The sequence below is a fragment of the Burkholderia lata genome, assembly GCF_000012945.1.
Taxonomy (GTDB): domain Bacteria; phylum Pseudomonadota; class Gammaproteobacteria; order Burkholderiales; family Burkholderiaceae; genus Burkholderia; species Burkholderia lata.
This window is the reverse complement of record NC_007510.1, coordinates 3,307,053-3,330,005: the sequence shown is the minus strand read 5'-3', so window position 1 is coordinate 3,330,005 and position 22,953 is coordinate 3,307,053. Positions and strand designations below refer to the sequence as shown.

26 protein-coding genes are annotated in these 22,953 nt (G+C 67.4%); 21 read left to right on the top strand and 5 right to left on the bottom strand.

Features of this window, described 5'->3' with window-relative positions; all coding sequences use genetic code 11:
* The first annotated feature begins 22 nt into the window (after positions 1-22).
* Positions 23-547, top strand: coding sequence for an O-acetyl-ADP-ribose deacetylase (locus tag BCEP18194_RS21090; protein WP_011353283.1), 525 nt, complete (start codon positions 23-25; stop codon positions 545-547).
* Between the two features lie 34 nt (positions 548-581).
* Here the strand turns inward: BCEP18194_RS21090 and trmL are convergent, their stop codons facing one another.
* Complete coding sequence (trmL, locus tag BCEP18194_RS21085; protein ID WP_011353282.1) at positions 582-1,052, bottom strand: tRNA (uridine(34)/cytosine(34)/5-carboxymethylaminomethyluridine(34)-2'-O)-methyltransferase TrmL; 471 nt, start codon at positions 1,050-1,052, stop codon at positions 582-584.
* Between the two features lie 105 nt (positions 1,053-1,157).
* Positions 1,158-1,949 (bottom strand): ComF family protein, encoded by a 792-nt coding sequence (locus BCEP18194_RS21080; protein WP_011353281.1) that lies wholly within the window; start codon positions 1,947-1,949, stop codon positions 1,158-1,160.
* An 81-nt stretch (positions 1,950-2,030) separates the two neighbouring features.
* Between BCEP18194_RS21080 and BCEP18194_RS21075 the strand changes: the two genes are divergently transcribed.
* The 8 genes from BCEP18194_RS21075 to BCEP18194_RS21040 all read left to right on the top strand — a co-directional run bounded on the left by BCEP18194_RS21075 (position 2,031) and on the right by BCEP18194_RS21040 (position 9,099).
* Positions 2,031-2,996 carry a methyltransferase domain-containing protein gene (locus BCEP18194_RS21075; RefSeq protein WP_011353280.1) on the top strand — a complete coding sequence of 322 codons (966 nt, stop codon included), beginning with the start codon at positions 2,031-2,033 and terminating at the stop codon, positions 2,994-2,996.
* A 195-nt stretch (positions 2,997-3,191) separates the two neighbouring features.
* Positions 3,192-3,716, top strand: coding sequence for a DUF2244 domain-containing protein (locus BCEP18194_RS21070; RefSeq protein WP_011353279.1), 525 nt, complete (start codon positions 3,192-3,194; stop codon positions 3,714-3,716).
* Positions 3,717-3,771: 55 nt separating this feature from the next.
* Entirely contained in the window at positions 3,772-5,367 is a 1,596-nt protein-coding gene (gene coxB / locus BCEP18194_RS21065) for a cytochrome c oxidase subunit II (protein ID WP_011353278.1), read from the top strand.
* Positions 5,368-5,410: 43 nt separating this feature from the next.
* Positions 5,411-7,018 carry a cytochrome c oxidase subunit I gene (gene ctaD, locus BCEP18194_RS21060; RefSeq protein ID WP_011353277.1) on the top strand — a complete coding sequence of 536 codons (1,608 nt, stop codon included), beginning with the start codon at positions 5,411-5,413 and terminating at the stop codon, positions 7,016-7,018.
* Positions 7,019-7,098: 80 nt separating this feature from the next.
* Positions 7,099-7,239, top strand: coding sequence for a cytochrome oxidase small assembly protein (locus BCEP18194_RS41705; protein WP_006760728.1), 141 nt, complete (start codon positions 7,099-7,101; stop codon positions 7,237-7,239).
* 35 nt (positions 7,240-7,274) lie between these two features.
* The gene (locus BCEP18194_RS21050) at positions 7,275-7,883 is read left to right on the top strand and encodes a cytochrome c oxidase assembly protein (RefSeq protein ID WP_011353276.1); all 609 of its coding nucleotides are present in this window, start codon (positions 7,275-7,277) and stop codon (positions 7,881-7,883) included.
* A gap of 16 nt (positions 7,884-7,899) precedes the next feature.
* A complete protein-coding gene (locus BCEP18194_RS21045; protein ID WP_011353275.1) occupies positions 7,900-8,100 on the top strand; it encodes a DUF2970 domain-containing protein in 201 nt (66 codons plus the stop codon).
* Between the two features lie 141 nt (positions 8,101-8,241).
* Positions 8,242-9,099: a cytochrome c oxidase subunit 3 gene (locus BCEP18194_RS21040; protein WP_011353274.1), complete on the top strand. Its 858-nt coding sequence runs from the start codon at positions 8,242-8,244 to the stop codon at positions 9,097-9,099.
* Between the two features lie 171 nt (positions 9,100-9,270).
* On the opposite strand, the gene BCEP18194_RS21035 is transcribed toward BCEP18194_RS21040, so the two are convergent.
* Entirely contained in the window at positions 9,271-9,480 is a 210-nt protein-coding gene (locus tag BCEP18194_RS21035) for a twin transmembrane helix small protein (protein WP_011353273.1), read from the bottom strand.
* Positions 9,481-9,564: 84 nt separating this feature from the next.
* Between BCEP18194_RS21035 and BCEP18194_RS21030 the strand changes: the two genes are divergently transcribed.
* Genes BCEP18194_RS21030 through BCEP18194_RS21010 form a run of 5 tightly spaced genes read left to right on the top strand, consistent with a single transcriptional unit; the run spans position 9,565 to position 13,646 of the window.
* Positions 9,565-10,275, top strand: coding sequence for an SURF1 family protein (locus BCEP18194_RS21030; protein WP_041493125.1), 711 nt, complete (start codon positions 9,565-9,567; stop codon positions 10,273-10,275).
* Positions 10,276-10,335: 60 nt separating this feature from the next.
* Positions 10,336-10,962 (top strand): SCO family protein, encoded by a 627-nt coding sequence (locus BCEP18194_RS21025; protein WP_011353271.1) that lies wholly within the window; start codon positions 10,336-10,338, stop codon positions 10,960-10,962.
* A 24-nt stretch (positions 10,963-10,986) separates the two neighbouring features.
* A complete protein-coding gene (locus BCEP18194_RS21020; RefSeq protein WP_011353270.1) occupies positions 10,987-12,099 on the top strand; it encodes a COX15/CtaA family protein in 1,113 nt (370 codons plus the stop codon).
* Between the two features lie 8 nt (positions 12,100-12,107).
* Positions 12,108-13,010 (top strand): heme o synthase, encoded by a 903-nt coding sequence (cyoE, locus tag BCEP18194_RS21015; RefSeq protein WP_011353269.1) that lies wholly within the window; start codon positions 12,108-12,110, stop codon positions 13,008-13,010.
* A gap of 18 nt (positions 13,011-13,028) precedes the next feature.
* Complete coding sequence (locus BCEP18194_RS21010; RefSeq protein ID WP_011353268.1) at positions 13,029-13,646, top strand: SCO family protein; 618 nt, start codon at positions 13,029-13,031, stop codon at positions 13,644-13,646.
* Positions 13,647-13,817: 171 nt separating this feature from the next.
* On the opposite strand, the gene BCEP18194_RS21005 is transcribed toward BCEP18194_RS21010, so the two are convergent.
* Positions 13,818-14,108: a YciI family protein gene (locus tag BCEP18194_RS21005; protein WP_011353267.1), complete on the bottom strand. Its 291-nt coding sequence runs from the start codon at positions 14,106-14,108 to the stop codon at positions 13,818-13,820.
* A gap of 249 nt (positions 14,109-14,357) precedes the next feature.
* Here BCEP18194_RS21005 and BCEP18194_RS21000 point away from each other — a divergent pair, with 249 nt between their 5' ends.
* Together BCEP18194_RS21000 and BCEP18194_RS20995 are read left to right on the top strand one after the other, a co-directional pair.
* The gene (locus BCEP18194_RS21000) at positions 14,358-15,962 is read left to right on the top strand and encodes a methyl-accepting chemotaxis protein (RefSeq protein WP_041493124.1); all 1,605 of its coding nucleotides are present in this window, start codon (positions 14,358-14,360) and stop codon (positions 15,960-15,962) included.
* A 212-nt stretch (positions 15,963-16,174) separates the two neighbouring features.
* Entirely contained in the window at positions 16,175-16,990 is an 816-nt protein-coding gene (locus BCEP18194_RS20995) for a MetQ/NlpA family ABC transporter substrate-binding protein (RefSeq protein ID WP_011353265.1), read from the top strand.
* Between the two features lie 111 nt (positions 16,991-17,101).
* Here BCEP18194_RS20995 and BCEP18194_RS20990 read toward each other — a convergent pair whose 3' ends face one another.
* Positions 17,102-17,410, bottom strand: a complete 309-nt coding sequence (locus BCEP18194_RS20990) for a VF_A0006 family four-cysteine protein (RefSeq protein ID WP_011353264.1) — start codon at positions 17,408-17,410, stop codon at positions 17,102-17,104.
* A 333-nt stretch (positions 17,411-17,743) separates the two neighbouring features.
* Between BCEP18194_RS20990 and BCEP18194_RS20985 the strand changes: the two genes are divergently transcribed.
* The 5 genes from BCEP18194_RS20985 (at position 17,744) to BCEP18194_RS20965 (ending at position 22,953) form a co-directional block, all read left to right on the top strand.
* On the top strand, positions 17,744-18,709 hold the full coding sequence (locus BCEP18194_RS20985) for an ABC transporter substrate-binding protein (protein WP_011353263.1): 966 nt from the start codon (positions 17,744-17,746) through the stop codon (positions 18,707-18,709).
* A gap of 139 nt (positions 18,710-18,848) precedes the next feature.
* Entirely contained in the window at positions 18,849-19,745 is an 897-nt protein-coding gene (locus BCEP18194_RS20980) for an ABC transporter permease (RefSeq protein ID WP_011353262.1), read from the top strand.
* A 1-nt stretch (position 19,746) separates the two neighbouring features.
* Positions 19,747-20,541 carry an ABC transporter ATP-binding protein gene (locus BCEP18194_RS20975; RefSeq protein ID WP_011353261.1) on the top strand — a complete coding sequence of 265 codons (795 nt, stop codon included), beginning with the start codon at positions 19,747-19,749 and terminating at the stop codon, positions 20,539-20,541.
* Between the two features lie 275 nt (positions 20,542-20,816).
* A complete protein-coding gene (imuA, locus tag BCEP18194_RS20970; protein ID WP_011353260.1) occupies positions 20,817-21,524 on the top strand; it encodes a translesion DNA synthesis-associated protein ImuA in 708 nt (235 codons plus the stop codon).
* The gene (locus tag BCEP18194_RS20965) at positions 21,457-22,953 is read left to right on the top strand and encodes a Y-family DNA polymerase (RefSeq protein WP_011353259.1); all 1,497 of its coding nucleotides are present in this window, start codon (positions 21,457-21,459) and stop codon (positions 22,951-22,953) included. The genes imuA and BCEP18194_RS20965 overlap by 68 nt, the downstream gene beginning before the upstream one ends.

Sequence of the window (22,953 nt, the reverse complement as noted above, 5' to 3'; positions counted from 1 at the left end):
TCCGGCGTTCCGGGAGGTTGTCATGCTGCAGATCCATTCCACCACGCTCGATGCGCAGGTCGTCGACATCACGACGCTCGATGTCGATGCGATCGTCAACGCCGCGAACGGCTCGCTGCTCGGCGGGGGCGGCGTCGACGGCGCGATCCATCGCGCGGCCGGCCCCGGCCTGCTTGCCGAATGCCGCACGCTCGGCGGCTGCGAGACAGGCGACGCCAAGCTCACGCGCGGCCACGGGCTGCCGGCGCGCTACGTGATCCATGCGGTCGGGCCGGTGTGGCACGGCGGCGGGAGCGGCGAGGCCGACCTGCTCGCGTCGTGCTACCGGCGCGCGATCGAGCTGGCCGAAGAGGTCGCGGCGACATCGATCGCGTTCCCGGCGATCAGTTGCGGCATCTATCGCTATCCGGCTGAAGAGGCCGTGGAGATCGCGGTGGGCACCGTCGCCGAAATGCTGCCGCAGGCGCCGAACCTCGCACGCGTGGTGTTCGCGTGCTTTTCTCCCGACATCTACGACCTGTATCGCGCATGGCTCGCGCGGACGTGACGCGTCACGCGGTGCGGGATGCGCCGCGCAAGCGTCATGCGCCGCCTTCGAAGCCGGCCTGGCGCCACGCTTCGAACACGACCACCGCGACCGTGTTCGACAGGTTCAGGCTGCGGTTGTCCGGCCGCATCGGCAGGCGCACGCGCTGTTCGTTCGGGAAGCGCTCGAGCAGCTCGGCGGGCAGGCCGCGCGTTTCCGAGCCGAACACGAACCAGTCGCCGGGCAGGAACGCATGATCGTGGAAGCGGCCCGAACCGCGCGTCGTGAACGCGAACATCCGCGCGGGGTCAGGCGTTTCTGCCGCGACGAACGCGTCCCAGTCGCGGTGCACGCGCATCTGCGCATACTCGTGATAGTCGAGGCCCGCGCGGCGCATCCGCGCGTCGTCGAGCGGGAAGCCGAGCGGTTCGATCAGGTGCAGGCGCGCGCCCGTGTTGGCGCACAGGCGGATCACGTTGCCGGTGTTCGGCGGAATTTCGGGGGCGACGAGGACGACGTTGAACATGTTTCGGTCTGGCTGGGCCGGCCGGGGCGGCGCAATGCGCGCGTTCCCGGCCGGCCGGTTCGTGGCGGCCGCCGCCGTGTTCGGGCGGCTGGCCTCTCTATCTAATTAATCCCTGGCGGTGCGCAGCGCAACCAGATTCGTCACGCGCGCGGCGCCCGCCGCCTTCAGCGCGTGTGCGGCGGCCGCGAGCGTCGCGCCGGACGTCATCACGTCGTCGACGAGCGCGACGTGGCGGCCGGCGACGCCACCCGCCACCGCGAATGCCGCCATCACGTTGTCGCGCCGCGCGTGCCGGTCGAGCCGCGACTGCGGCGCGGTCTCGGCGACCCGCGCGAGCAGCGCCGCGTCCGCGCGCACGCCGAGCCGCCGCGCGAGCGGGCGGGCGATTGCCCACGCCTGGTTGTAGCCGCGCGCGACGAGCCGCCGGTGCGACAGCGGCACCGGCGCCACCAGGTCGAAGCCGCCGGCGCCGGGCGTATCGTCGATCAACCGGGCGAGCCGTGCCGCGAATTCGGTGCCGAGCGCGAGTTGCCGGTGAAACTTCAGGCCGCGCGCGAGCCCGTCGAGCGGCGCGCGGTAATCCGCCAGCGCGAGCGTCGCGTCGAACGGCGGCGGCGCTGCACGGCACGCGTCGCACCGGTACGCGGCAACTCGGCCGGCGCGAGCGCCGCGGGGCGAGCGCGGTTGCCCGATACCCAGCGGCAGCGCGCAGACGTCGCAGCGCAGCCGTGCTTCATTCCAGTACGCGGCATCGCAAGCGCCGCACACCACGGCGTGTGACATATTGCCGCACAGTGCGCAGCGATTCGGCAGCGCGACCGCGGCGACGCGCGCTCCCAGCGCGCGAACCTGCGACAAAGCGACGCGCATCGTGCGTCGGGCGGAACTGCGGATCATCGCAACACTCCTGACACCCCGCCTCAATGAAGCCCGCGGGGCGAGCGAGTATACTTCGGGCTCTTCGCCAGTGTGCCCGACATGTCCCCAGCTTCGACTTCAACCGGCCGTCCGGCCAATGACGCAAGGCGCCTGCGGCGGATTTTCGACCGCCGTGCCGCCACGTTCGATGCGGTCGCGTTCCTGCCGCGCGAGATCGCGCAGCGCATGAACGAGCGCCTCGAATACATCAAGGTGAGCCCCGCAGCCGTGCTGGACGCGGGTTGCGGCCCGGGCGACGATCTGCCGGCGCTGCGCGCACGCTTTCCGGAGGCGCCCGTATTCGGCGTCGATCTGTCCGGTGCGATGCTCGCACGAGCGGGGCAGCGCGAGGTCGAGCAGACGAGCTGGCGCCGCTGGCTGCCGGCCTCGCTCGGCCGCGCCCTGGGCCAGCGCGGCCCGCGCGTCGCGCAGGCCGATTTCGCCGCGCTGCCGTTCCCCGGCGGCGCATTCGACCTGATCTGGTCGAATCTCGCCCTCCACTGGCATTCGCGCCCGGACGCGGTGTTGCCCGAATGGCAGCGCGTGCTGCGCGTGAACGGGCTGCTGATGTTCAGCACGCTCGGCCCCGATACGCTGCGTGAACTGCGCGCGGCCTGCGCGGACGCCGAGGCGGCGCTCGGCATGGCGCCGCCCGCCGCGCGCGTGATCGATTTCGTCGACATGCACGACCTCGGCGACATGCTCGTCGAGAGCGGCTTCGAGATTCCCGTGATGGATCAGGAAGTGCTGACCGTCACCTACAAATCCCCCGACTCCCTGCTGGCCGACGTGCGCCGCTGGGGCGCCTATCCGTTCGACCGCGAGGCGCCGCAGCGCGCGACACGGCGCTTCCGCGCGGCGCTCGGCGATGCGCTGGAGGCCCGCCGGCGCGCGGACGGCACGATTCCGCTGACGTTCGAAGTGATCTACGGCCACGCGTGGAAGGCCGTACCGCGCACGACAGCCGAAGGGCATGGGATCGTGCGCATCGAGGACATCGGCAAGGGGCGTCCGAAGAATCGGTAAAGCGGTAAAGAGGGGTTTTGTTATGTCTGAAATTAGCGGCGCAAAGCGGGGTCGAATTGGCGCCTAAAATGGCCGAAAAGCTTGTCGCGCTTGGCTCGCGGGCCGATAGTCGCTTGCTTGTGGATGCCATTGAACCCGCCTATAATGCGTCAGCTTGTCGTCCCGGGGTCCCCGCAATACGGGGCGACGAGTCCGATGCAGGCATGCATCGCATGCCATTCGCGTGAGGCGGCGATGGAAGCAGCGAGGGTTTTGGCGGAGACGACGAACGGCGAGCCGGTCCTCGAAGACTGGCTGATGAAACGCAATTGTTCGGTGTCGCCGCGCCAGTTCGTGCTGTTTTACGCGTCGCTCGCGGGTTTCTCGCTGGTGATCGCGACATTGCTGATGTGGCAAGGGGCTTGGCTCGTCATGCCCTTCACCGGAATCGAGTTGCTGGCTGTGGGTGTCGCATTTGCGATCTATGCTCGCCATGCGGTCGATTACGAACGCATCAGGCTGTATCCGCACCGGCTCGTGATCGAGCGGATGGATGCGGAGCGGCTCACGCAGATCGAATTCAACCCGCGCTGGGTGCGGGTCGAGCCGGGTGCGACGCCACGCGATCCGATTCGGCTGGTATCGCGCGGGCAGACCGTCGTAATCGGGCAGCATCTCGCGCAGTACAAGCGTGCGCAGTTCGCCGACGAACTGCGCGTGTCGCTCAGGCGCTGCGGCTGACGAGGCGCGGGCACCGGCGGATATGGCCGGTAGCTTGCGACGGGGGAGGGTTTGAATGGAAATTTTGGGTAAGGATGCTATGAAAACAATCAAGCGAGCCCTCACGGGCGTGCTGGCATGCAGCGGATTGCTCTTTGCCGGTGCCGCCCTGGCGGTCGGTGATAGCCCGGGCGGCCCCCGCGTCAACGAGATCAACTTTCAGCCGCCTGTCACGAAGATCGCCGAGGAGCTCTACGATCTCCACACGATGATGCTCATCCTGTGTACGGTGATCTTCGTCGGCGTGTTCGGCGTGATGTTCTATTCGATCTTCGCGCACCGCAAATCCAAGGGCCACAAGGCCGCCAATTTCCATGAAAGCACGACCGTCGAGATCATCTGGACGATCGTGCCGTTCGTCATCGTCGTGCTGATGGCGCTGCCGGCGACGAAGGCCGTCGTCGCGATGAAGGACACGACCAACGCCGATCTCACGATCAAGGTTACCGGCTACCAGTGGAAGTGGGGCTACGACTACGTGAAGGGCCCGGGCGAGGGCATCGGCTTCCTGTCGACGCTCAGCACCCCGCGTGACGAAGTGATGGGCAAGAAGCCGATCACCGACACCTATCTGCAGGAAGTCGACAACCCGCTCGTCGTGCCGGTCAACAAGAAGATCCGCATCATCACGACCGCGAACGACGTCGTCCACTCGTGGTACGTGCCCGCGTTCGGCGTGAAGCAGGATGCGATCCCCGGCTTCGTGCGCGACACGTGGTTCAAGGCCGACAAGGTCGGTACGTTCCGCGGTTTCTGTACCGAGCTGTGCGGCAAGGAACACGCGTACATGCCGGTCGTCGTCGAAGTCCTGTCGGATGACGACTACGCGAAGTGGGTCACCGCGCAGAAGGCCAAGCTGGCCAGCGCCGCAGTCGATCCGAACAAGGTCTACACGATGGCTGAACTCGTCGCGCACGGCGAGGAAGTCTACAAGGCGAACTGCGCGGCCTGCCACCAGGTGAGCGGCAAGGGCCTCGGCGCCTTCCCGGCCATGGACGGCAGCCCGATCGTGAACGGCCCGATCGCCGGCCACGTCGAGCGCGTGCTGCACGGCAAGGGTGCAATGCCGTCGTGGGCGTCGCTGTCGGATCTCGACATCGCGTCGGTCATCACGTACGAACGCAATTCGTGGGGCAACCACAAGAACGACCTGCTGCAGCCGAAGCAAGTGGCCGACGCGCGTAACGGCAAGATGCCGGAAGACGCGGCGGGCGCAGCGGCAGCGGCACCGGCGGAAGCCGCTTCGGCGCCGGCGCAAGCCGCGTCGGGTGCAGAGCAGCCGGCGGCAGCGGCATCGGCCGCACTGTCGACGATCTACTTCGAGACGGGCAAGAGCGTGCTGCCGGCCGACGCGAAAGCGGCGATCGCCGCCGCGGCCGACTATGCGAAGGCACATCCGGACGCGAAGCTCGCGCTGTCGGGCTTTACCGACAAGTCGGGCTCGGCCGACGCAAACGCCGAACTGGCGAAGCATCGCGCACAAGCCGTGCGCGACGCGCTGAAGGCAGCAGGCGTGGCGGAAGACCACATTATTCTCAAAAAGCCGGAAACGATCACGGGCGGGGCTGACGCGAAGGAAGCCCGGCGTGTCGAGATCGGCCCGGCGGCTTGACGTGTCGCTGAGTTAGTCGACGTATTCGCATTAGGAGATTCTCATGTCTAGCATCGGGCACGACGTAGCCGCGGACCACGCGCACGACGACCACGCGCACGAAATGCCGCACGGCTGGCGGCGCTGGCTGTTCGCCACCAACCACAAGGACATCGGTACGCTGTACCTGTTGTTCTCGTTCATCATGTTCCTGTCGGGCGGCGTGATGGCGCTCGCCATCCGGGCCGAGCTGTTCGAGCCGGGCCTGCAGATCATGCGTCCGGAGTTCTTCAACGAACTCACGACGATGCACGGCCTGATCATGGTGTTCGGCGCGATCATGCCGGCGTTCGTCGGCTTCGCGAACTGGATGATTCCGCTGCAGATCGGCGCGTCCGACATGGCATTCGCGCGGATGAACAACTTCAGCTTCTGGCTGCTGCCGGTTGCGGCCGTGCTGCTGGTCGGTTCGTTCTTCGCGCCGGGTGGCGCGACGGCCGCCGGCTGGACGCTCTACGCACCGCTGTCGACGCAGATGGGCCCGGGCATGGACTTCGCGATCTTCGCGGTCCACATCATGGGCGCATCGTCGATCATGGGCGGGATCAACATCGTCGTGACGATCCTGAACATGCGCGCACCGGGCATGACGCTGATGAAGATGCCGATGTTCGCATGGACGTGGCTGATCACGGCGTACCTGCTGATCGCGGTGATGCCGGTTCTGGCAGGCGCGATCACGATGGTGCTGTTCGACCGCCACTTCGGCACGTCGTTCTTCAACGCGGCAGGCGGCGGCGATCCGGTGATGTACCAGCACATCTTCTGGTTCTTCGGCCACCCCGAGGTGTACATCATGATTCTGCCGGCGTTCGGGATCGTGTCGCAGGTGATCCCGGCGTTCGCACGCAAGACGCTGTTCGGCTATAGCTCGATGGTGTACGCGACGGCTTCGATCGCAATCCTGTCGTTCATGGTCTGGGCGCACCACATGTTCGCCACGGGCATGCCGGTCACCGGCCAGCTGTTCTTCATGTACGCGACGATGCTGATCGCGGTGCCGACGGGCGTGAAGGTGTTCAACTGGCTCGCGACGATGTGGCGCGGCTCGATGACGTTCGAAACCCCGATGCTGTTCGCGATCGGCTTCCTGTTCGTGTTCACGTTCGGCGGTCTCACGGGCCTGATGCTCGCGATGGCGCCGCTCGACATCCAGTATCACGGTACCTACTTCGTGGTGGCGCACTTCCACTACGTGCTGGTGGCCGGCTCATTGTTCGCGTTGTTCTCGGGCTGGTACTACTGGGCGCCGAAGTGGACGGGCTGGATGTACAACGAGACGCGCGGCAAGATCCACTTCTGGGCGTCGATGATCTTCTTCAACCTGACGTTCTTCCCGATGCACTTCGTCGGTCTCGCAGGCATGCCGCGTCGCTATGCGGACTACCCGGCGCAGTTCACGGACTTCAACCAGGTGGCGACGATCGGCGCATTCGGCTTCGGCCTCGCGCAGGTGTACTTCCTGTTCGCGGTCGCGCTGCCGGCCTACCGTGGCGGCGGCGAGCTGGAAAAGGCGTCGGACAAGCCGTGGGATGGCGCGGAAGGCCTCGAGTGGACGGTGCCGAGCCCGGCTCCCTTCCACACGTTCGAGCAACCGCCGCACGTCGATTAAGTTTCACAGTGCGTTCCGCCGCTGCCTGCCGCGCAGGCAGGCGCGGCGGGCGCCGAATTGAAATTTCAGCGAAGTTTCAGATGAACCGGAATCCACAAGAAAGACGAACGCCCGAGCAGATCCGCGCGGGCAACAAGCGGCTCGGCCTCATCCTGCTCGTCATCGCCGCCGTTTTTTTTGTGGGTGTCGTGATCAAGCAGTGGTGGCTGTCCACTCACTGATGCAGCAACAGACGCAGTAGCGAGGAAGTTGTCGTATGTCGAAGCCGGAAGAGGGCGCCGTCGATCGCGCGTTCAATCGTTCGATGCTGGTGAAGCTCTTCGTCGTGGCCGGGCTGATGTTCGGTTTCGGCTTCGCGCTGATCCCGATGTATCGGGCGATCTGCCAGATCACCGGCATCAACAACCTGGTGCAGCGCGATGTCAGCGAGCGCGAGGTGAAGAATTCGCAGGTCGACACCAGCCGCACGGTGTCGGTCGAGTTCGATGCGAATGCGCGCGGCCCGCTTGGTTTCAAGCCGGAGCACAACAGCCTCGACGTGCATCCGGGTGAGTTGACGACGATCGTGTACGACGTGACGAACGGGCAGGGCAGGCCGGTCGTTGCCCAGGCGATTCCGAGCTACGCGCCGAAGCAGGCGACGGAGTTCTTCAAGAAGATCGAGTGCTTTTGCTTTACGCAGCAGACGCTGGCCGCGAACGAATCGCGCAAGATGCCGGTGGTGTTCGTGATCGATCCGAAATTGCCGAAGGACGTGAAGACGATCACGCTGTCGTACACGTTCTTCGAGTTGAATACGCCGGCCACGCCGGCGCCCGCGCCGGGCAAGACCGCGGCGCAGGGCGCGGCGAAGCCGGACGCATGACGACGGAGGCGGGGCGATGACGGAGACCAAGCGGGGCGGGTCGTTCGGCCAGGCGCTGAAGGCCGTGCTGTGGTCGTTCTTCGGGGTGCGCAAGCGGCGCGACCTGGAGGCCGACGCGACGCAGCTGAATCCGCTGCACGTGCTGATCGTCGCGTTGCTGGCAGCCGCTGTGTTCATCGGCGTGCTGATCCTGATCGTGCGTGCCGTCGTGGGCTGAAGCCCGCGGCCACGAAGGAAGAATGCAGTGCGCGGCGTCACGGCGCCGCGTGCAGGAAGGAGCGGTGGTGGTCACGCCGCGCAAGAAATAAAGCCGGAGCGGTTTCCGGTACACAAATTGGACTGAAGTGGAGAATCAAGCATGAGCGGTCAAAACCAGACCCCGTACTATTTCGTGCCGCATCCGTCGCAGCATCCGATCAGCGCGGCCATCGGCCTGCTGGTCATGCTCGGATCGACAGCGCTGTGGATCAACGGTCACGACTGGGCGCCGTTTACGGCGCTGCTCGGCCTGCTTTGGTTGCTCTTCACGCTGTATCACTGGTTCGGCGACGCGATCGCCGAATCGGAAGGCGGTCACTACGGCAAGAACGTCGACAAGTCGTACCGCTGGAGCATGAGCTGGTTCATCTTCTCGGAAGTGATGTTCTTCGGCGCGTTCTTCGGCGCACTGTTCTATGCACGTGAAATCGCGCTGCACCAGCTCGGCAGTCTCGACTACAAGCTGATCTGGCCGGATTTCTCCGCCGTGTGGCCGAACGAAGGCCCCGCCGCGCTCGCCGGTCACTTCAAGACGATGGGCCCGTGGCCGATCCCGACGCTGAACACCGCATTCCTGCTGTCGTCGGGCGTGACGCTGACGATCTCGCACCACGCGCTGCGTGACGATCATCGCAAGAAGGCGATCGCCTGGCTGGCCGCGACGCTCGCGTTCGGTATCTGCTTCCTGTTCCTGCAGGGCTTCGAGTACTACCACGCGTACAACGAACTGAACCTGACGCTGAACTCGGGCGTGTACGGTTCGACGTTCTTCCTGCTGACCGGCTTCCACGGTTTCCACGTGTTCCTCGGCGGCACGATGCTCGCGGTGGTGCTGGTGCGGATGATCCGCGGCCACTTCAAGCCCGATCACCACTTCGCATTCGAAGGCGCCGCGTGGTACTGGCACTTCGTCGACGTCGTCTGGCTCGGCCTGTACGTCGTCGTCTACTGGCTGTAAATGGAACAACGGCCCGCGCAGCAATGCGCGGGCCGTTTTCATTGGGTTGGCCGGGCAGCGTGACTGCCGGTCTTCACCACCCGGGCGCCGCCGCGACTCAGTCAGGCGGCGCTTTTGCTTGGTGCCGTGGCCGTGCGGCGAAATGTCACAGCAGCCGCGGCGGCAAATCGATCAACGCCCGATCGGCAGGCCGGTCGAATGGATCCAGCCCATCCAGTTCGCGATCAGGATGAGCAGGAACAGCGACACCGACAGCCCGACGCGGGTGGCGAGCGACCAGACCATGCGTTTCGTGTGGCCGCGGTCGTGCATCATGAAGTAGAGCGCCGAGCCCATGCTGGCAATGATGAGGACGAAGGCGATGGGAACGAGTATGTGCATGACACGAACCGGACGACGGCAATTCGAAAGGAAGAGGATAATTATCGCACTTCGCTTTCAGGCATGTGCCGGGCGGGCCGCATGATGAAGATACGCTGGCTGCCTGCGCTGCTGATTCTCGTCGTCGTCGCGGTCACGATCCGTCTCGGTTTCTGGCAGCGCGACCGCGCGCACCAGAAGGAAGCGCTGCAGGCGAGCATCGCGCGCTACGAGCAGGCGGTGCCCGTCGACGTCGGTGCGCAGCCGATGCCGCTCGCGTCGATCGAGTTTCATCGCGTGCGTGCAACGGGCCGCTTCCTGCCCGAGCAGGCCGTGTTCCTCGACAATCGGCCGTATAACGACCAGCCGGGTTTTTACGTCGTGATGCCGTTTAAACTCACGGGCGGCGGCGTCGTGCTCGTGAACCGCGGCTGGCTGCCGCGCAATATTTCCGATCGCACGGCGATCGAGCCGTTCGCGACGCCCGCGGGCGACGTCGAGATCGTGGGCATCGCGCGCGCCGACGCGTCGCGGGCGTTCGAGCTCGGTGAAGGCGGGTCGGCGGCGCACCAGAAGATCCGGCAGAACCTGGACGTCGCCGCGTATGCGAAGGAAACGGGGCTGCCGCTGCAGCCGTTCGTGATCCAGCAGACGAGCGACGACGGCGACAAGCTCGTGCGCGACTGGCCGGCGGCGACGACCGGCGTCGAGCGCAATTACGGTTACATGTTTCAGTGGTGGGCGATGGCGGCGGCCGCGCTCGGCTTCGGCCTGTACGCCGCGCGGCGTGCGGCGAAGAAGTCGGCCGGCGCGTGAGCGCCATGCCAGGACGCGGCGCCGGCGCCGCGGGTTCGTTTCGAGAGGTCTGATTTGTCCATGCAATCTTCCCGTCAGGGTCCGGCCGCTGCGCCGATCTCGCCCGCGGCCCGCAAGCGCGGCCGCTGGATGCTCGTGCTGCTGGGTCTCGTGTGCGCCGCACCGATGATCGCGTCGTACTTCACCTATTACGTGATCAAGCCGAAGGGCGGCTCGACCAACTACGGCACGCTGATCGAGCCGCAGCGCCCGATCCCCGCAGATTTGCAGGTGACCGACGAAACCGGCAAGACCGTGCCGCTGTCGTCGCTGCGCGGCGTGTGGCTGTTCGTGATGACCGACAGCAGCGCGTGCGACGAAGCTTGCGCGAAGAAGCTCTATTTCATGCGCCAGATCCGCGTCACGCAGGCGGGCGAGCGGCACCGGCTCACGATGGTGTGGCTGCGCAGCGATGCGGGTGCGATGCCGCAGAAGGTGCTGGACGCGTACCCGGACACGCGCCGTCTCGTCGCCGATCCGGCCGCGGTGGCCGCGTGGCTGCCGGCCGACGCCGGCACGAAGGACAGCGACCACATCTACATGGTCGATCCGAACGGCAACCTGATGATGCGTTTCCCGAAGGATCCGAATCCCGGCAAGATCAAGGCGGACGTGACGAAGCTGCTGAAGTGGTCGAGCATCGGCTAAGGCAACACGAGAGGCAATGAACCGATGTCGTATCTACTGCAACTCGGCCTGATCGGCTTCTGCATCGCGCTGCTGCCGCTGTCGTACGTATGGGTGAAGGCCGACGACAACAAGTTTCGCAAGCTGGTGTGGATCACCACCTTCCTGACGCTCGACCTCGTGATGTTCGGCGGCTTCACGCGGCTGACCGATTCGGGGCTCGGCTGCCCGGACTGGCCCGGCTGCTACGGCACGTCGTCGCCGTTCATCGCGCACGCCGCGATCACGGCCGCGCACCAGGCGATGCCGACGGGCCCCGTCAGCATGTCGAAGGCGTGGATCGAGATGATCCACCGCTATTTCGCGATGGCGATCGGCGTGCTGATCATCGCGCAGGTCGTGATCGCGTGGACCGCGCGGCTGCGCCGCCGCCCGCTGCACGTGTCGCCGTGGTGGCCGACGAGCCTGCTGCTGCTGATCCTCGTGCAGGGCGCATTCGGCGCGTGGACGGTCACGATGAAGCTGCAACCGGTGATCGTCACGATCCACCTGCTGCTCGGCCTCACGCTGCTCGGCACGCTCGGCTGGCTTGCGGCGCGGCAGACGCCGCTGCCGTCGTATGACCCCGAAGCCGGCCGCTATCGCGCGGCCGCGCTCGCGGCGCTCGTGCTGCTGGTCGTGCAGATCGCGCTCGGCGGCTGGGTGAGCACCAACTATGCGGTGCTCGCGTGCACCGACTTCCCGACCTGCAACGGCCAGTGGATCCCGCCGATGGACTTCCAGCACGGCTTCCACCTGTGGCGCGCGCTCGGGATGACGAAGGACGGCGACGCGATCACGCAGGACGCGCTGGTCGCGATCCACTGGACGCACCGCACGTTCGCGTTCGTCGTGGTCGCGTACCTGGTCGCGTTCGCGCTGAAAATGCGCCGCTTCGAATCGCTGCGGCGGCCCGCGAACGGCGTGCTGCTGGTCGTCCTGCTGCAGTTCGTGACGGGCCTGACCAACATCGTGCTGCAGTGGCCGCTGCCGGTCGCCGTCGCGCACAACGGCGGGGCCGCGATCCTGCTGCTGCTCGTCGTCATGTTAAACTTTCGCATCCTTTCAAGCCGCCCCGGCCGTGTCGCGCAGCCTGCGCGCGACGTCGCCCCGGCGTGACCGCCCCCATGCAAAGCACCCTCTCCCAATCGCCCGGTAGCCGGTTTTCGCAATACATGGCGCTGACGAAGCCGCGTGTCACGCAGCTCGCGGTGTTCTGCGCGGTGATCGGCATGTTCCTCGCGACGCCGGGCATGGTGCCGTGGCACGTGCTGATCGGCGGTACGGTCGGCATCTGGCTGCTGGCCGGCGCCGCGTTCGCGATCAACTGCCTCGTCGAACAGAAGATCGACGCGATGATGCGTCGCACCGCGTGGCGCCCGTCTGCGCGCGGCGAGATCACGACCCCGCAGATCCTGATCTTCTCGGCCGTGCTCGGCAGCGTCGGCGCATGGACGCTCTATACGTTCACGAACCCGCTGACGATGTGGCTGACGATCGCCACCTTCGTCGGCTATGCGGTGATCTACACGCTGCTGCTCAAGCCGATGACGCCGCAGAACATCGTGATCGGCGGCGCATCGGGTGCGATGCCGCCGGCGCTCGGCTGGGCCGCGGTCACCGGCGCGGTGCCGGGCGACGCGTGGATCCTCGTGCTGATCATTTTCGTGTGGACGCCGCCGCATTTCTGGGTGCTCGCGCTCTATCGCCGCAAGGATTACGAGAACGCGGGGCTGCCGATGCTGCCCGTCACGCACGGCGAGAAGTTCACGCGGCTGCACATCCTGCTGTACACGGTGATCCTGTTCGCGGTCACGCTGATGCCGTTCATCTCCGGGATGAGCGGGGCCGTCTACCTGACGAGCGCGGTGCTGCTCGGCGCGGTGTTCCTCGCGTATGCGTGGAAGATCCATCGCGACTATTCGGACGAACTCGCCCGCAAGGCCTTCCGCTACTCGATCGTCTACCTGTCGCTGCTGTTCGCCGCGCTGCTCGTCGATCACTATGCACGCCCGCTGCTCGGCGTGTAACCGCACGGTTTGAACGCAATGCTCCACTCACGGTTCGGGCGCCGCGCGCGCCAAGGCTGGATGCTCGCATGCGCATTCACGGCAGCACTGCTGCTCGCCGGATGCGACAACGCGCCGAAATTCCAGAATCTCGACATCACCGGCAACACGCAGTTCGGCAGCGACTTCTCGCTGCCCGATACGGCCGGCAAGGTGCACACGCTCGCCGACTTCAAGGGCCGTGCCGTCGTGATGTTCTTCGGCTATACGCACTGCCCGGACGTGTGCCCGACGACGATGGCCGAGCTGTCCGAAGCGCTGAAGCAGCTCGGGCCCGATGCCGCGAAGCGCGTGCAGGTGCTGTTCGTCACTGTCGACCCGGAGCGTGATACGCCGGCGCTGCTCGGCCAGTACGTGCCCGCGTTCGATCCGTCGTTCATCGGCCTGCGGCCGGCCGACGAAGCGGCACTGAAGAAGGTCACGAAGGATTTCCGCGTGTACTACGCGAAGGTGCCCGGCAAGACGCCCGGCAGCTACACGATGGATCACACGGCCGCGAGCTACGTGTTCGACCGCGACGGCAAGCTGCGCCTGTTCGTGCGCGACGGCCAGGGCCCCGGCCCGTGGGTCCACGACCTGAAGCTGCTGGTCGACTGACCGCAGCCGCCGGGCGCCCGCCCGGCGATCACGTGACGGCCGCCACGCGCCGTCACGCTTTCCCGCTCTCTTCGTTGTTGGCATGCGCCGCCCGTCAGGCGGCGTGTCGGCCTGCGCGCGCCTCGCGCAGATGTCGCGCAGATGTCGCGCAGATGTCGCGCAGGCGTCGCGTTACGGCAGCGCGGGTACGTTGAAGCCGGATGCGGCACGCGTGATCCGGAATTCCGTCACGCGATACGTGGCGAGCCCCTCGATGACGAACGGATCGGTCTTCAGGATCGCGTCCAGCTCGTCGCGGTCGATGCGGGCCGCGAGGATCACGCCGCCTTCGCGCGGCACCTTCGGCCCCGCTGCGATGAAGATGCCCTTGTCGAACTGCGGCTGCAGAAATGCGCGATGGCGTTCGAGCGCGTCGTCGATGCGCTCGAGCGATGCGGTGTAATGAATGTCGATGATGTACATGGGTGGCCCCCGGAATGGTGCCGGCTCTTCGTGTGCCGGCTAGCCGGTCTTTTTAGCACAGCGGATGCGGGCTGTCGCGCCGGCAGGCGCGGTGCGGGGCGGTGCGCAGTCGGCATGTCGAGCGCCGGTTCGCGGTGCCCGCTCGTATTCAAGTTGTAAGCCTCGATGCCGTAAATAAATGGGCAAGCGTTTGCGCGCGGCAGGCCGTTCGCGCGCAGCGTGCGCATCGACATCGACAAAGGCACGCAGATGAGCAGAATGAGTTTGAACCGCAAGCTGTGGCTCGCGCTTGCGCTGGTATGGATCGGTCTCCTGGGCGTCGGCGCATGGAGCGCGTACGAGACGCGCGCGACGATGCTCGCCGAACGCAAGGCCGGCATCGCGAATCTCGTCGATTCGGCGGCCGGCATCGTGAAGGCGTATCACGCGCTCGCGCAGAACGGCACGCTGCCCGAGGCCGACGCGAAGCGCGACGCGCTCGCGAGCCTGGCCGCGATGCGCTACGGCGATTCGGGCTACGTGTTCGTGATGGACTCGAAGCCGGTCGTGCTGATGCATCCGACGCTGCCGAAGCTGGTCGGCACGCAGGTCGGCGACTATCTCGACCCGGACGGCAAGCCGCTGTTCGTCACGATCCTGAACGCCGCGAAGGAAACCGGCAGCGGCTTCGCCGAGTATCGCGGGCGCCTGCCGCACAGCGAGACCGCCGTGCCGAAGATCAGCTACGTCACGCGCTTTACGCCGTGGGACTGGAACATCTCGAGCGGCGTCTTCCTGAAGGACATCGACACCATCTATTACCGGACGCTGCTCGGCCACCTCGCGGTCGTGTTCGTGATCGGCTTCGTGATCAGCGCGGCGATGCTGGTGATCATCCGCAACGTGCGCAGCAGCCTCGGCGGCGAGCCCGACGAAGCGGCCGCGCTCGCGACGCGCATCGCGCAGGGCGACCTGACGCAGCCGGTGCCGGTGCGCGCAGGCGATCGCACGAGCATGATGGCCGCGATGCACGACATGCAGGCACGGCTGCAGGCGACGATCGGCGGGATTCGCCAGTCGGCCGGATCGATCGCGTCGGCGAGCCGCCAGATCTCGGCCGGCAACGACGACCTGTCGCAGCGCACCGAGGAGCAGGCCGCTTCGCTGGAGGAAACCGCCGCGAGCATGGAGCAGCTGACCGCGACGGTGAAACAGAACGCCGACAACGCGCGGCAGGCGAGCGGGCTGGCGAACAGCGCATCGGAGATCGCGCGCACCGGGAGCGACGTCGTGAACCGCGTGATCGGCACGATGGGCGAGATCGACGACAGTTCGCGCAAGATCGCCGACATCATCGGCGTGATCGAAGGCATCGCATTCCAGACCAACATCCTCGCGCTGAACGCGGCGGTCGAAGCCGCACGTGCCGGCGAGCAGGGCCGCGGCTTCGCGGTGGTCGCGGGCGAAGTGCGCTCGCTCGCGCAGCGCAGCGCGACGGCATCGAAGGAGATCCGCGAGCTGATCGTCGATTCGGTCGAGCGCGTGCGCAACGGGTCGACGCTGGTCGGCCAGGCCGGCACGACGATGGGCGAGATCCTGCAGGCCGTCGCACGCGTGACCGACATCATGGGCGAGATCGCGGCGGCATCCGAGGAGCAGGCGAGCGGCATCACGCAGGTCGGGCGCGCGGTCACGCAGATGGACCAGGTGACGCAGCAGAACGCGGCGCTCGTCGAGGAGGCTGCCGCGGCTGCCGCGTCGCTGCAGGAACAGGCCGCGCGGCTGCGCGATGCGGTCGGCGCGTTCCGGGTCGGCGGGCAGGTGGGCGAGCCTGTATTCGATACGAGGGCGGCCGACCGGGCAGCGGTGGCGTGACGCATGCGGGCTGATGCGCGATTCGCGCAAACGCAACTAACGGCCGAACCGCGAAGGCGCCGCCAGCACCGCTGCGGTGCATACCCATATGAGCGGGATGTATTTCACTTCCCGCCGATCCTGTGACACCATTTGCCCCTTCCTGCGAGTCGGGGCATACCCGTATCGCGCCCCATTTTCAGCCATCCAGTAAGCAAGAAAGCGAGAAACAGATGAAGCGTCGCAGTCTCCTGAAGGTATTTTCCGTGCTGGCCACCGGTGCAGCACTGACGCTGTCGGCAGGCGCGCACGCCGAAGACAAGGTGATCAAGGTCGGTACCGTTGCCGGCCCGGATTCGGAAGTGTGGCAGCTCGTGCAGAAGGTCGCGAAGGAGAAGGAAGGCCTGACCGTGAAGGTCATCGAGTTCAACGACTACGTGCAGCCGAACGCGGCGCTCGACTCGGGCGACCTCGACGCGAACAGCTTCCAGCACCAGCCCTACCTCGACAGCCAGGTGAAGCAGCGCGGCTACAAGATCGTCAGCGCGGGCCTGACCTACATCTCGCCGATGGGCGTGTACTCGAAGAAGTTCAAGGCGCTGAAGGACCTGCCGCAAGGCGCGAAGCTCGCGGTGCCGAACGATCCGTCGAACGAGAACCGCGCGCTGCTGCTGCTGCAGACGCAAGGCCTGATCAAGCTGAAGGCGGGCGCCGGCACGGGCGGCAACAACGCGACGGTGCTCGACATCGCCGACAACCCGAAGAAGCTGAAGATCTCCGAACTCGACGCCGCGCAACTGCCGCGTGTGCTGTCGGACGTCGACGCAGCCGTGGTCAACACGAACTACGCGCTCGCCGCGAACCTGCAGCCGACCAAGGACGCGATCGCGCTCGAATCGCTGACGAGCCCGTACGCGAACCTGATCGCCGTGCGCGCGAAGGACAAGGACCAGCCGTGGGTGAAGAAGCTGGTCAAGGCGTACCAGTCGCCGGAAGTGAAGGAATTCATCAAGAAGCAGTTCAAGGGCTCGATGGTCGCGTCGTTCTGAACGCCGCACACCGGTCGACCCGCTGAACGAAAAGGGCCTGCATCGCGCAGGCCCTTTTTTCATGGGCGCGGCCGATCGACGGTCGCGCGGTGTGTCGCGTTCAACGCCGGCTCACATCTCGCCGCGCCGCGAGCAGATCGACATGATCTGCTGGATCGCATAGTTGTCGCGCACGCCCGGCAGCGACTGCACCACGCACTCGTGAAAGCGCCGCTCGCGCGGCAGCAGCATCGCGTTGTTGCGGTACAGCGTGTCGCACGAGCGCTGGATCAACTGGGCCGCCGCGCCGTTGCGGCTTTCGCGCAGCGCATTGAGCATGCAGTCGTCGTATTGCGCACTGCCGTCGGTCAGCGCGAACGCCGCACCCGGCAGCACCAGCGCGACGGCCGCGAATGCGATGGTTCGGACTCCCCGTTTCATGTGCTCTCCGATGGAGTGGACTGGGTCGGCCGACAGCATAACGTAAAGCCGCGAGCGCGGCTGACGCGTTGTGCCGGGGCCGTCGGGAACCGCCGCCGGCCGGGCTTCGCGGGCGCTCGCGGGCTTCGGCGGGCGCGGCGATCCGGTGCGTGACGCGAAAGCGCAGAGTCAGGCGGTGGTCTGCGGAAATGGTATCCTCGTGCGTTCGCCGCTGCACGCTTTCCCGGAGCGTGCGCGGGCCGTTCGCCAGCGTGCCATACGCATGGCGGCGCCCGCCTGACGGCGGCGGGAATCCATCATCCAGAACCGACACAATACGGGGGAGACACACCCATGAAGCGTTTCAAGACTTTCGCGATCCGTTCGATCACGGCCGGCGTGGCCGCACTCGCGCTGGCAGGTGCCGCGCACGCCCAGACCGTCAAGGTGCTGTCGATCGTCGACCACCCGGCGCTCGATGCGATCCGCGACGGCGTGCGCGCCGAGCTGAAGGCGGAAGGTTACGGCGACGACAAGCTCAAGTGGGAATACCAGAGCGCGCAGGGCAACACTGGCACGGCCGCGCAGATCGCGCGCAAGTTCGTCGGCGACCAGCCCGACGTGATCGTCGCGATCGCGACACCGGCCGCGCAGGCGGTGGTCGCATCGACGAAGAGCGTGCCGGTCGTCTATTCGGGCGTGACCGATCCGGTCGCCGCGCAGCTCGTGAAGGGCTGGGGCCCGTCGGGCACCAACGTGACGGGCGTGTCGGACAAGCTGCCGCTCGATCGCCAGGTCGCGCTGATCAAGCGCGTCGTGCCGAATGCGAAGACGGTCGGCATGGTCTACAACCCGGGCGAGGCGAACTCGGTCGTCGTCGTGAAGGAGCTCAAGGAGATCCTCGCGAAGCAGGGGATGACGCTGAAGGAAGCGGCCGCGCCGCGTACCGTCGACATCGGCCCGGCCGCGAAGAGCCTGATCGGCAAGGTCGACGTGATCTACACGAACACCGACAACAACGTCGTGTCCGCGTACGAAGCGCTCGTGAAGGTCGCGAACGAAGCGAAGATCCCGCTCGTCGCCGGCGACACCGACAGCGTGAAGCGCGGCGGCATCGCGGCGCTCGGCATCAACTACGGCGACCTCGGCCGCCAGACGGGCAAGGTCGTCGCGCGCATCCTGAAGGGTGAGAAGCCGGGCGCGATCGCGTCGGAAACGAGCAGCAACCTCGAGTTGTTCGCGAACACGGGCGCGGCCGCGAAGCAGGGCGTGACGCTGTCGCCGGATCTGCTCAAGGACGCGAAGACGGTCATCAAGTAAGCCGCGGTCCGACCGCCGCGCTTGCGGGCCCGATCCGGGCCTGAACGACACCGCCGGACGGGCGGCTCCCACCCGGGGCCGCCCGTTCGCTTCGCCCGGCCGTACACGTCCGGCCGGGAAGCAACAGGATTTCCCCATCATGTCTCTGTTCTCGTTACTGGGCGCCCTGGAGATCGGCCTGATCTTCAGTCTCGTCGCCCTCGGGGTGCTGATCTCGTTTCGCATCCTCAATTTCCCCGACCTCACCGTCGACGGCAGCTTTCCGCTCGGCGGCGCCGTCGCCGCGACGCTGATCTCGGCCGGCTACGACCCGTTCAGTTCGACCTGCATCGCGATCGTCGCGGGCGCGGTGGCCGGCTTCATCACCGGCTGGCTCAACGTGCGCCTGAAGATCATGGATCTGCTCGCCAGTATCCTGATGATGATCGCGCTCTATTCGGTGAACCTGCGGATCATGGGCCGGCCGAACGTGCCGCTCATCACCGAGCCGACCATCTTCACCGTGCTGCAGCCCGACTGGATGCCCGACTACGTGCTGCGCCCGGCGCTGCTCGCGATCGTCGTCGTGGTCGCGAAGCTCGGCCTCGACTGGTTCTTCTCGTCGCAACTCGGCCTCGCGATGCGCGCGACCGGCGCGAACCCGCGGATGGCGCGCGCGCAAGGCATCGCGACCGGCCGCGCGACGCTCGCCGGGATGGCGCTGTCGAACGCGCTCGTCGCGCTCGCGGGCGCGCTGTTCGCGCAGACGCAGGGCGGCGCGGATATCTCGATGGGGATCGGCACGATCGTGATCGGGCTGGCCGCGGTGATCATCGGCGAGACGCTGCTGCCGGCGCGCCGGCTCGTGCTGACGACGCTTGCCGTCGTGCTCGGTGCGATCGTCTATCGCTTCTTCATCGCGCTTGCGCTCAACAGCGAATTCATCGGGCTGAAGGCGCAGGATCTGAACCTCGTGACGGCCGCGCTCGTCACGATCGCGCTGGTGCTGCCGGCGACGCGCAAGAAACTGTTCGCGCGCAAGAACGGAGGGGCCTGACATGCTGTCCGCACAAGACCTGAAACTCACGTTCAATCCCGGCACGCCGATCGAGACGCGCGCGCTGCGCGGGCTGTCGCTCGAGATCCCCGACGGCCAGTTCGTCGCGGTGATCGGCTCGAATGGCGCCGGCAAGTCGACCTTCCTCAATGCGGTCAGCGGCGACCAGGCCGTCGATGCGGGACGCATTTCGATCGACGGCACCGATGTGACGCGCAAGGCCGCGTGGGATCGCGCGCACCTCGTCGCGCGCGTGTTCCAGGATCCGATGGCCGGCACCTGCGAGGCGCTGACGATCGAGGAGAACATGGCGCTCGCGATGGCGCGCGGTGCGCGGCGCGGCTTCCGGGCCGCGCTCGACCGGCCGTCGCGCGAGCTGTTCCGCGACAAGCTGCGGCTCCTGAACCTCGGCCTCGAGAACCGGCTGACCGACCGGATCGGGCTGCTGTCGGGCGGCCAGCGGCAGGCGGTGAGCCTGTTGATGGCGTCGCTGCGGCCGTCGCGGATCCTGCTGCTCGACGAGCACACGGCCGCGCTCGACCCGAAGACGGCCGCATTCGTGCTGGAGCTGACCGCGCGCATCGTCGCCGAGAGCAAGCTGACGACGATGATGGTCACGCACAGCATGCGGCAGGCGCTCGACTACGGCGACCGCACGGTGATGCTGCATCAGGGGCAGGTCGTGCTCGACGTGTCGGGCGACGCGCGCAAGGGGCTCGACGTGCCGGACCTGCTGCAGATGTTCGAGAAGGTGCGCCACGAGCAGCTCGACGACGACGCGTTGCTGCTCGGCTGACGGGCGGCAGGCGGGCCGGCGCGGTGCGGGGTGCTGCATCGTGCCGGTTTGCCTGCGGGTTGGCGTGCCGGCCCGGCCGGGCGATTCGGGCACGATGGCGGTGGCACGCGTTCGGGCGACACGATCCGGCCACGCCCGCTCCGGTGCGGCGTAACATGACGGCCGCACCGGCTTTCCGGCTGTTTATCTTCTGACGAAAACCGGTTTTGCACCGGTGCTGTGCGACGCGAGCGCATTGCCATATACTGTATATCCATACAGTTGTGGGTGGCATCATGCTCGCATCCTCCATTTCTCCCGAATCCCTTCATCCGTCGCTGTGGCGCGGCTCGCAGCTCGCGCGCGGCGGTTCGCGCACGATCGAGACCGGCTTCGCGCCGCTATCCGCCGAGCTGCCGGGCGGCGGCTGGCCGGTCGGCGGGCTCGTCGAACTGCTGGCCGCGCAGCCGGGCTGCGGCGAGATGCGGCTGCTCGCGCCCGCGCTCGCACGCACCGTCAGCGCGCGGCGGCCACTCGCGCTCGTCGCGCCGCCGCAGTCGCCGCACGCGACCGCGCTCGCCAGTCTCGGCGTGCCGGCCGACGCGCTGCTGTGGCTGCGTGCCGGCAGCCACACGGATGCGTTGTGGGCTGCCGAGCAGGCGCTCAAGACCGGCTGTTGCGGCGCGCTGCTGCTGTGGCAGGACGCGCGGCCCGATGCACTGCGGCGCCTGCATCTCGCGGCCGCGCGCACGGGCGACACGCTGTTCGTGATGCTGCGCCCGCTGTCGGCCGAGCGGCAGCCGTCGCCGGCCGTGTTGCGCATCGCGCTGTACCCGGTGCCGGGCGGCGTGTCGCTCGATATCGTCAAGCGTCGCGGCCCCGCCCGCAGCGAGCCGCTCGTGCTCGACCTGCCGTCGCCCATCGTGGAGAGCCGCTATGCGCGTCTTGCTCGGCATCCATCTGCCGCGCCTGCCGCTCGACGTGTGCGTCGCGCTTCCGTCTGACGGCGAGGCGGGCGAGGCCGGTGGCGCAGGCTGTGCGGTGCTCGAGCAGGGTGTCGTGCTGATCGCCGACACGGCCGCGCGCCGGCAGGGCGTGCGCGCGGGCATGAAGCGCGGCGGCGTGCTCACGCTCGCACCGCACACGCAACTCGTCGAACGCGATCCCGCGCGCGAGGCCGATGCGCTGCGCGCGGTCACGCTCGCGTTGCTGCGCTTCTCGCCGTGCGTCGCGCTCGACGACGAAGCCACGCTGCTCGTCGACGTCGGCCCGAGCCTGCGCTTGTTCGGCGGGTTGCCGTCGCTGTGCCGCCAGGTACGTGCGACGCTCGCGGCGCTCGGCTATGCGGCGCGTCTGTCCGCCGCGCCGACCGGGGGCGGCGCGTGGCTGCTCGCGCGCGTGTCGGCTCGTGCGCGCATCCGGCGCCGCGTCGCGAGCCCGGCCTCGCTTGTCCGCGCGCTCGACAGGCTGCCGTGCGTGCTGCTGCCCGATGCGCGTCCGTATGCGGGCTGGTTCGACGGCCTCGGTTGCCGCACGCTCGCCGATCTGCGCGGCCTGCCGCGCGCGGGGCTGCAGCGCCGCTGCGGTCCCGCGTTGCTGGCCGCGCTCGATCGCGCGTATGGCGATGAGGTCGAGCCGCTTGCATGGATGGCGGTGCCGCCGGTGTTCGACGTGCGGCTCGAATTGCAGGAGCGTGTCGAATACGCGGAAGCCGTGTTGTTCGTGGCGCGGCGGCTCGTCGTGCAGCTCTGCGGCTGGCTGGTCGCGCGGCACCTGTCGCTGGCCGCGATGACGTTCGATCTCGAACACGAGCGCGGCCGCCAGGCCGTGCCGCCGACGCCGCTCGAGCTCGCGTTCGCGTCGCCCGTGCGTGACGAGGCGCATTTCATGCGGCTGCTCGGCGAGCGGCTCGCGCGCGTCGAGTTGCCGGCCGCGGTGATTGCGGTGCGTCTGAAGGCCACGCGGGTCGAATCGGTCGCGCCGCCGGCCGACGATCTGTTCCCCGAGCCGGGCGGCACGCGCGAGACGCGTGCGCGGCTGTTCGAGCTGCTGGTCGCGCGGCTCGGCGCGGACAACGTGCTACGCGCGGCGCCCGTCGCCGATCACCGGCCCGAGGCGGCGAACCGCTGGCTGCCGCTCGATGCGCAGGCCGGCAAGCCGGCTGCCGGGCCGCCGGCCGTGCCGCCGAGGCCCGCGTGGTTGCTCGCGGAGCCGCTGCCGTTGCTGATGCGCGGGGAGCGGCCGGTATTTCATACGCCGCTCAGGATGATGTCGTCGGTGGAGCGGATCGAGGCCGGGTGGTTCGACGGTCAGCTCGCGGCGCGTGATTACTGCGTCGCGCAGGACGAGGCCGGTGCGTGCTACTGGGTGTTCAAGGAGCGGGCGGGCAGCGAGGCCGAGCCGCGCTGGTTCCTGCACGGTCTGTTCGGGTGA

What these genes read in the sequence shown, in the direction of transcription:
- BCEP18194_RS20980 (WP_011353262.1), top strand. Translation starts at nt 18,849, where the DNA reads ATGTCTCTGTTCTCGTTACTGGGCGCCCTGGAGATCGGCCTGATCTTC.
- BCEP18194_RS41705 (WP_006760728.1), top strand. Translation starts at nt 7,099, where the DNA reads ATGAACCGGAATCCACAAGAAAGACGAACGCCCGAGCAGATCCGCGCG.
- BCEP18194_RS21070 (WP_011353279.1), top strand. Translation starts at nt 3,192, where the DNA reads ATGCAGGCATGCATCGCATGCCATTCGCGTGAGGCGGCGATGGAAGCA.
- BCEP18194_RS21025 (WP_011353271.1), top strand. Translation starts at nt 10,336, where the DNA reads ATGCAATCTTCCCGTCAGGGTCCGGCCGCTGCGCCGATCTCGCCCGCG.
- BCEP18194_RS21000 (WP_041493124.1), top strand. Translation starts at nt 14,358, where the DNA reads ATGAGCAGAATGAGTTTGAACCGCAAGCTGTGGCTCGCGCTTGCGCTG.
- BCEP18194_RS20995 (WP_011353265.1), top strand. Translation starts at nt 16,175, where the DNA reads ATGAAGCGTCGCAGTCTCCTGAAGGTATTTTCCGTGCTGGCCACCGGT.
- BCEP18194_RS20985 (WP_011353263.1), top strand. Translation starts at nt 17,744, where the DNA reads ATGAAGCGTTTCAAGACTTTCGCGATCCGTTCGATCACGGCCGGCGTG.
- cyoE (WP_011353269.1), top strand. Translation starts at nt 12,108, where the DNA reads ATGCAAAGCACCCTCTCCCAATCGCCCGGTAGCCGGTTTTCGCAATAC.
- ctaD (WP_011353277.1), top strand. Translation starts at nt 5,411, where the DNA reads ATGTCTAGCATCGGGCACGACGTAGCCGCGGACCACGCGCACGACGAC.
- BCEP18194_RS21045 (WP_011353275.1), top strand. Translation starts at nt 7,900, where the DNA reads ATGACGGAGACCAAGCGGGGCGGGTCGTTCGGCCAGGCGCTGAAGGCC.
- BCEP18194_RS21075 (WP_011353280.1), top strand. Translation starts at nt 2,031, where the DNA reads ATGTCCCCAGCTTCGACTTCAACCGGCCGTCCGGCCAATGACGCAAGG.
- BCEP18194_RS21020 (WP_011353270.1), top strand. Translation starts at nt 10,987, where the DNA reads ATGTCGTATCTACTGCAACTCGGCCTGATCGGCTTCTGCATCGCGCTG.
- BCEP18194_RS21030 (WP_041493125.1), top strand. Translation starts at nt 9,565, where the DNA reads ATGAAGATACGCTGGCTGCCTGCGCTGCTGATTCTCGTCGTCGTCGCG.
- BCEP18194_RS21005 (WP_011353267.1), bottom strand. Translation starts at nt 14,108, where the DNA reads ATGTACATCATCGACATTCATTACACCGCATCGCTCGAGCGCATCGAC.
- BCEP18194_RS20975 (WP_011353261.1), top strand. Translation starts at nt 19,747, where the DNA reads ATGCTGTCCGCACAAGACCTGAAACTCACGTTCAATCCCGGCACGCCG.
- trmL (WP_011353282.1), bottom strand. Translation starts at nt 1,052, where the DNA reads ATGTTCAACGTCGTCCTCGTCGCCCCCGAAATTCCGCCGAACACCGGC.
- coxB (WP_011353278.1), top strand. Translation starts at nt 3,772, where the DNA reads ATGGAAATTTTGGGTAAGGATGCTATGAAAACAATCAAGCGAGCCCTC.
- BCEP18194_RS21050 (WP_011353276.1), top strand. Translation starts at nt 7,275, where the DNA reads ATGTCGAAGCCGGAAGAGGGCGCCGTCGATCGCGCGTTCAATCGTTCG.
- BCEP18194_RS21010 (WP_011353268.1), top strand. Translation starts at nt 13,029, where the DNA reads ATGCTCCACTCACGGTTCGGGCGCCGCGCGCGCCAAGGCTGGATGCTC.
- BCEP18194_RS21040 (WP_011353274.1), top strand. Translation starts at nt 8,242, where the DNA reads ATGAGCGGTCAAAACCAGACCCCGTACTATTTCGTGCCGCATCCGTCG.
- BCEP18194_RS20965 (WP_011353259.1), top strand. Translation starts at nt 21,457, where the DNA reads ATGCGCGTCTTGCTCGGCATCCATCTGCCGCGCCTGCCGCTCGACGTG.
- imuA (WP_011353260.1), top strand. Translation starts at nt 20,817, where the DNA reads ATGCTCGCATCCTCCATTTCTCCCGAATCCCTTCATCCGTCGCTGTGG.
- BCEP18194_RS20990 (WP_011353264.1), bottom strand. Translation starts at nt 17,410, where the DNA reads ATGAAACGGGGAGTCCGAACCATCGCATTCGCGGCCGTCGCGCTGGTG.
- BCEP18194_RS21035 (WP_011353273.1), bottom strand. Translation starts at nt 9,480, where the DNA reads ATGCACATACTCGTTCCCATCGCCTTCGTCCTCATCATTGCCAGCATG.
- BCEP18194_RS21090 (WP_011353283.1), top strand. Translation starts at nt 23, where the DNA reads ATGCTGCAGATCCATTCCACCACGCTCGATGCGCAGGTCGTCGACATC.
- BCEP18194_RS21080 (WP_011353281.1), bottom strand. Translation starts at nt 1,949, where the DNA reads ATGATCCGCAGTTCCGCCCGACGCACGATGCGCGTCGCTTTGTCGCAG.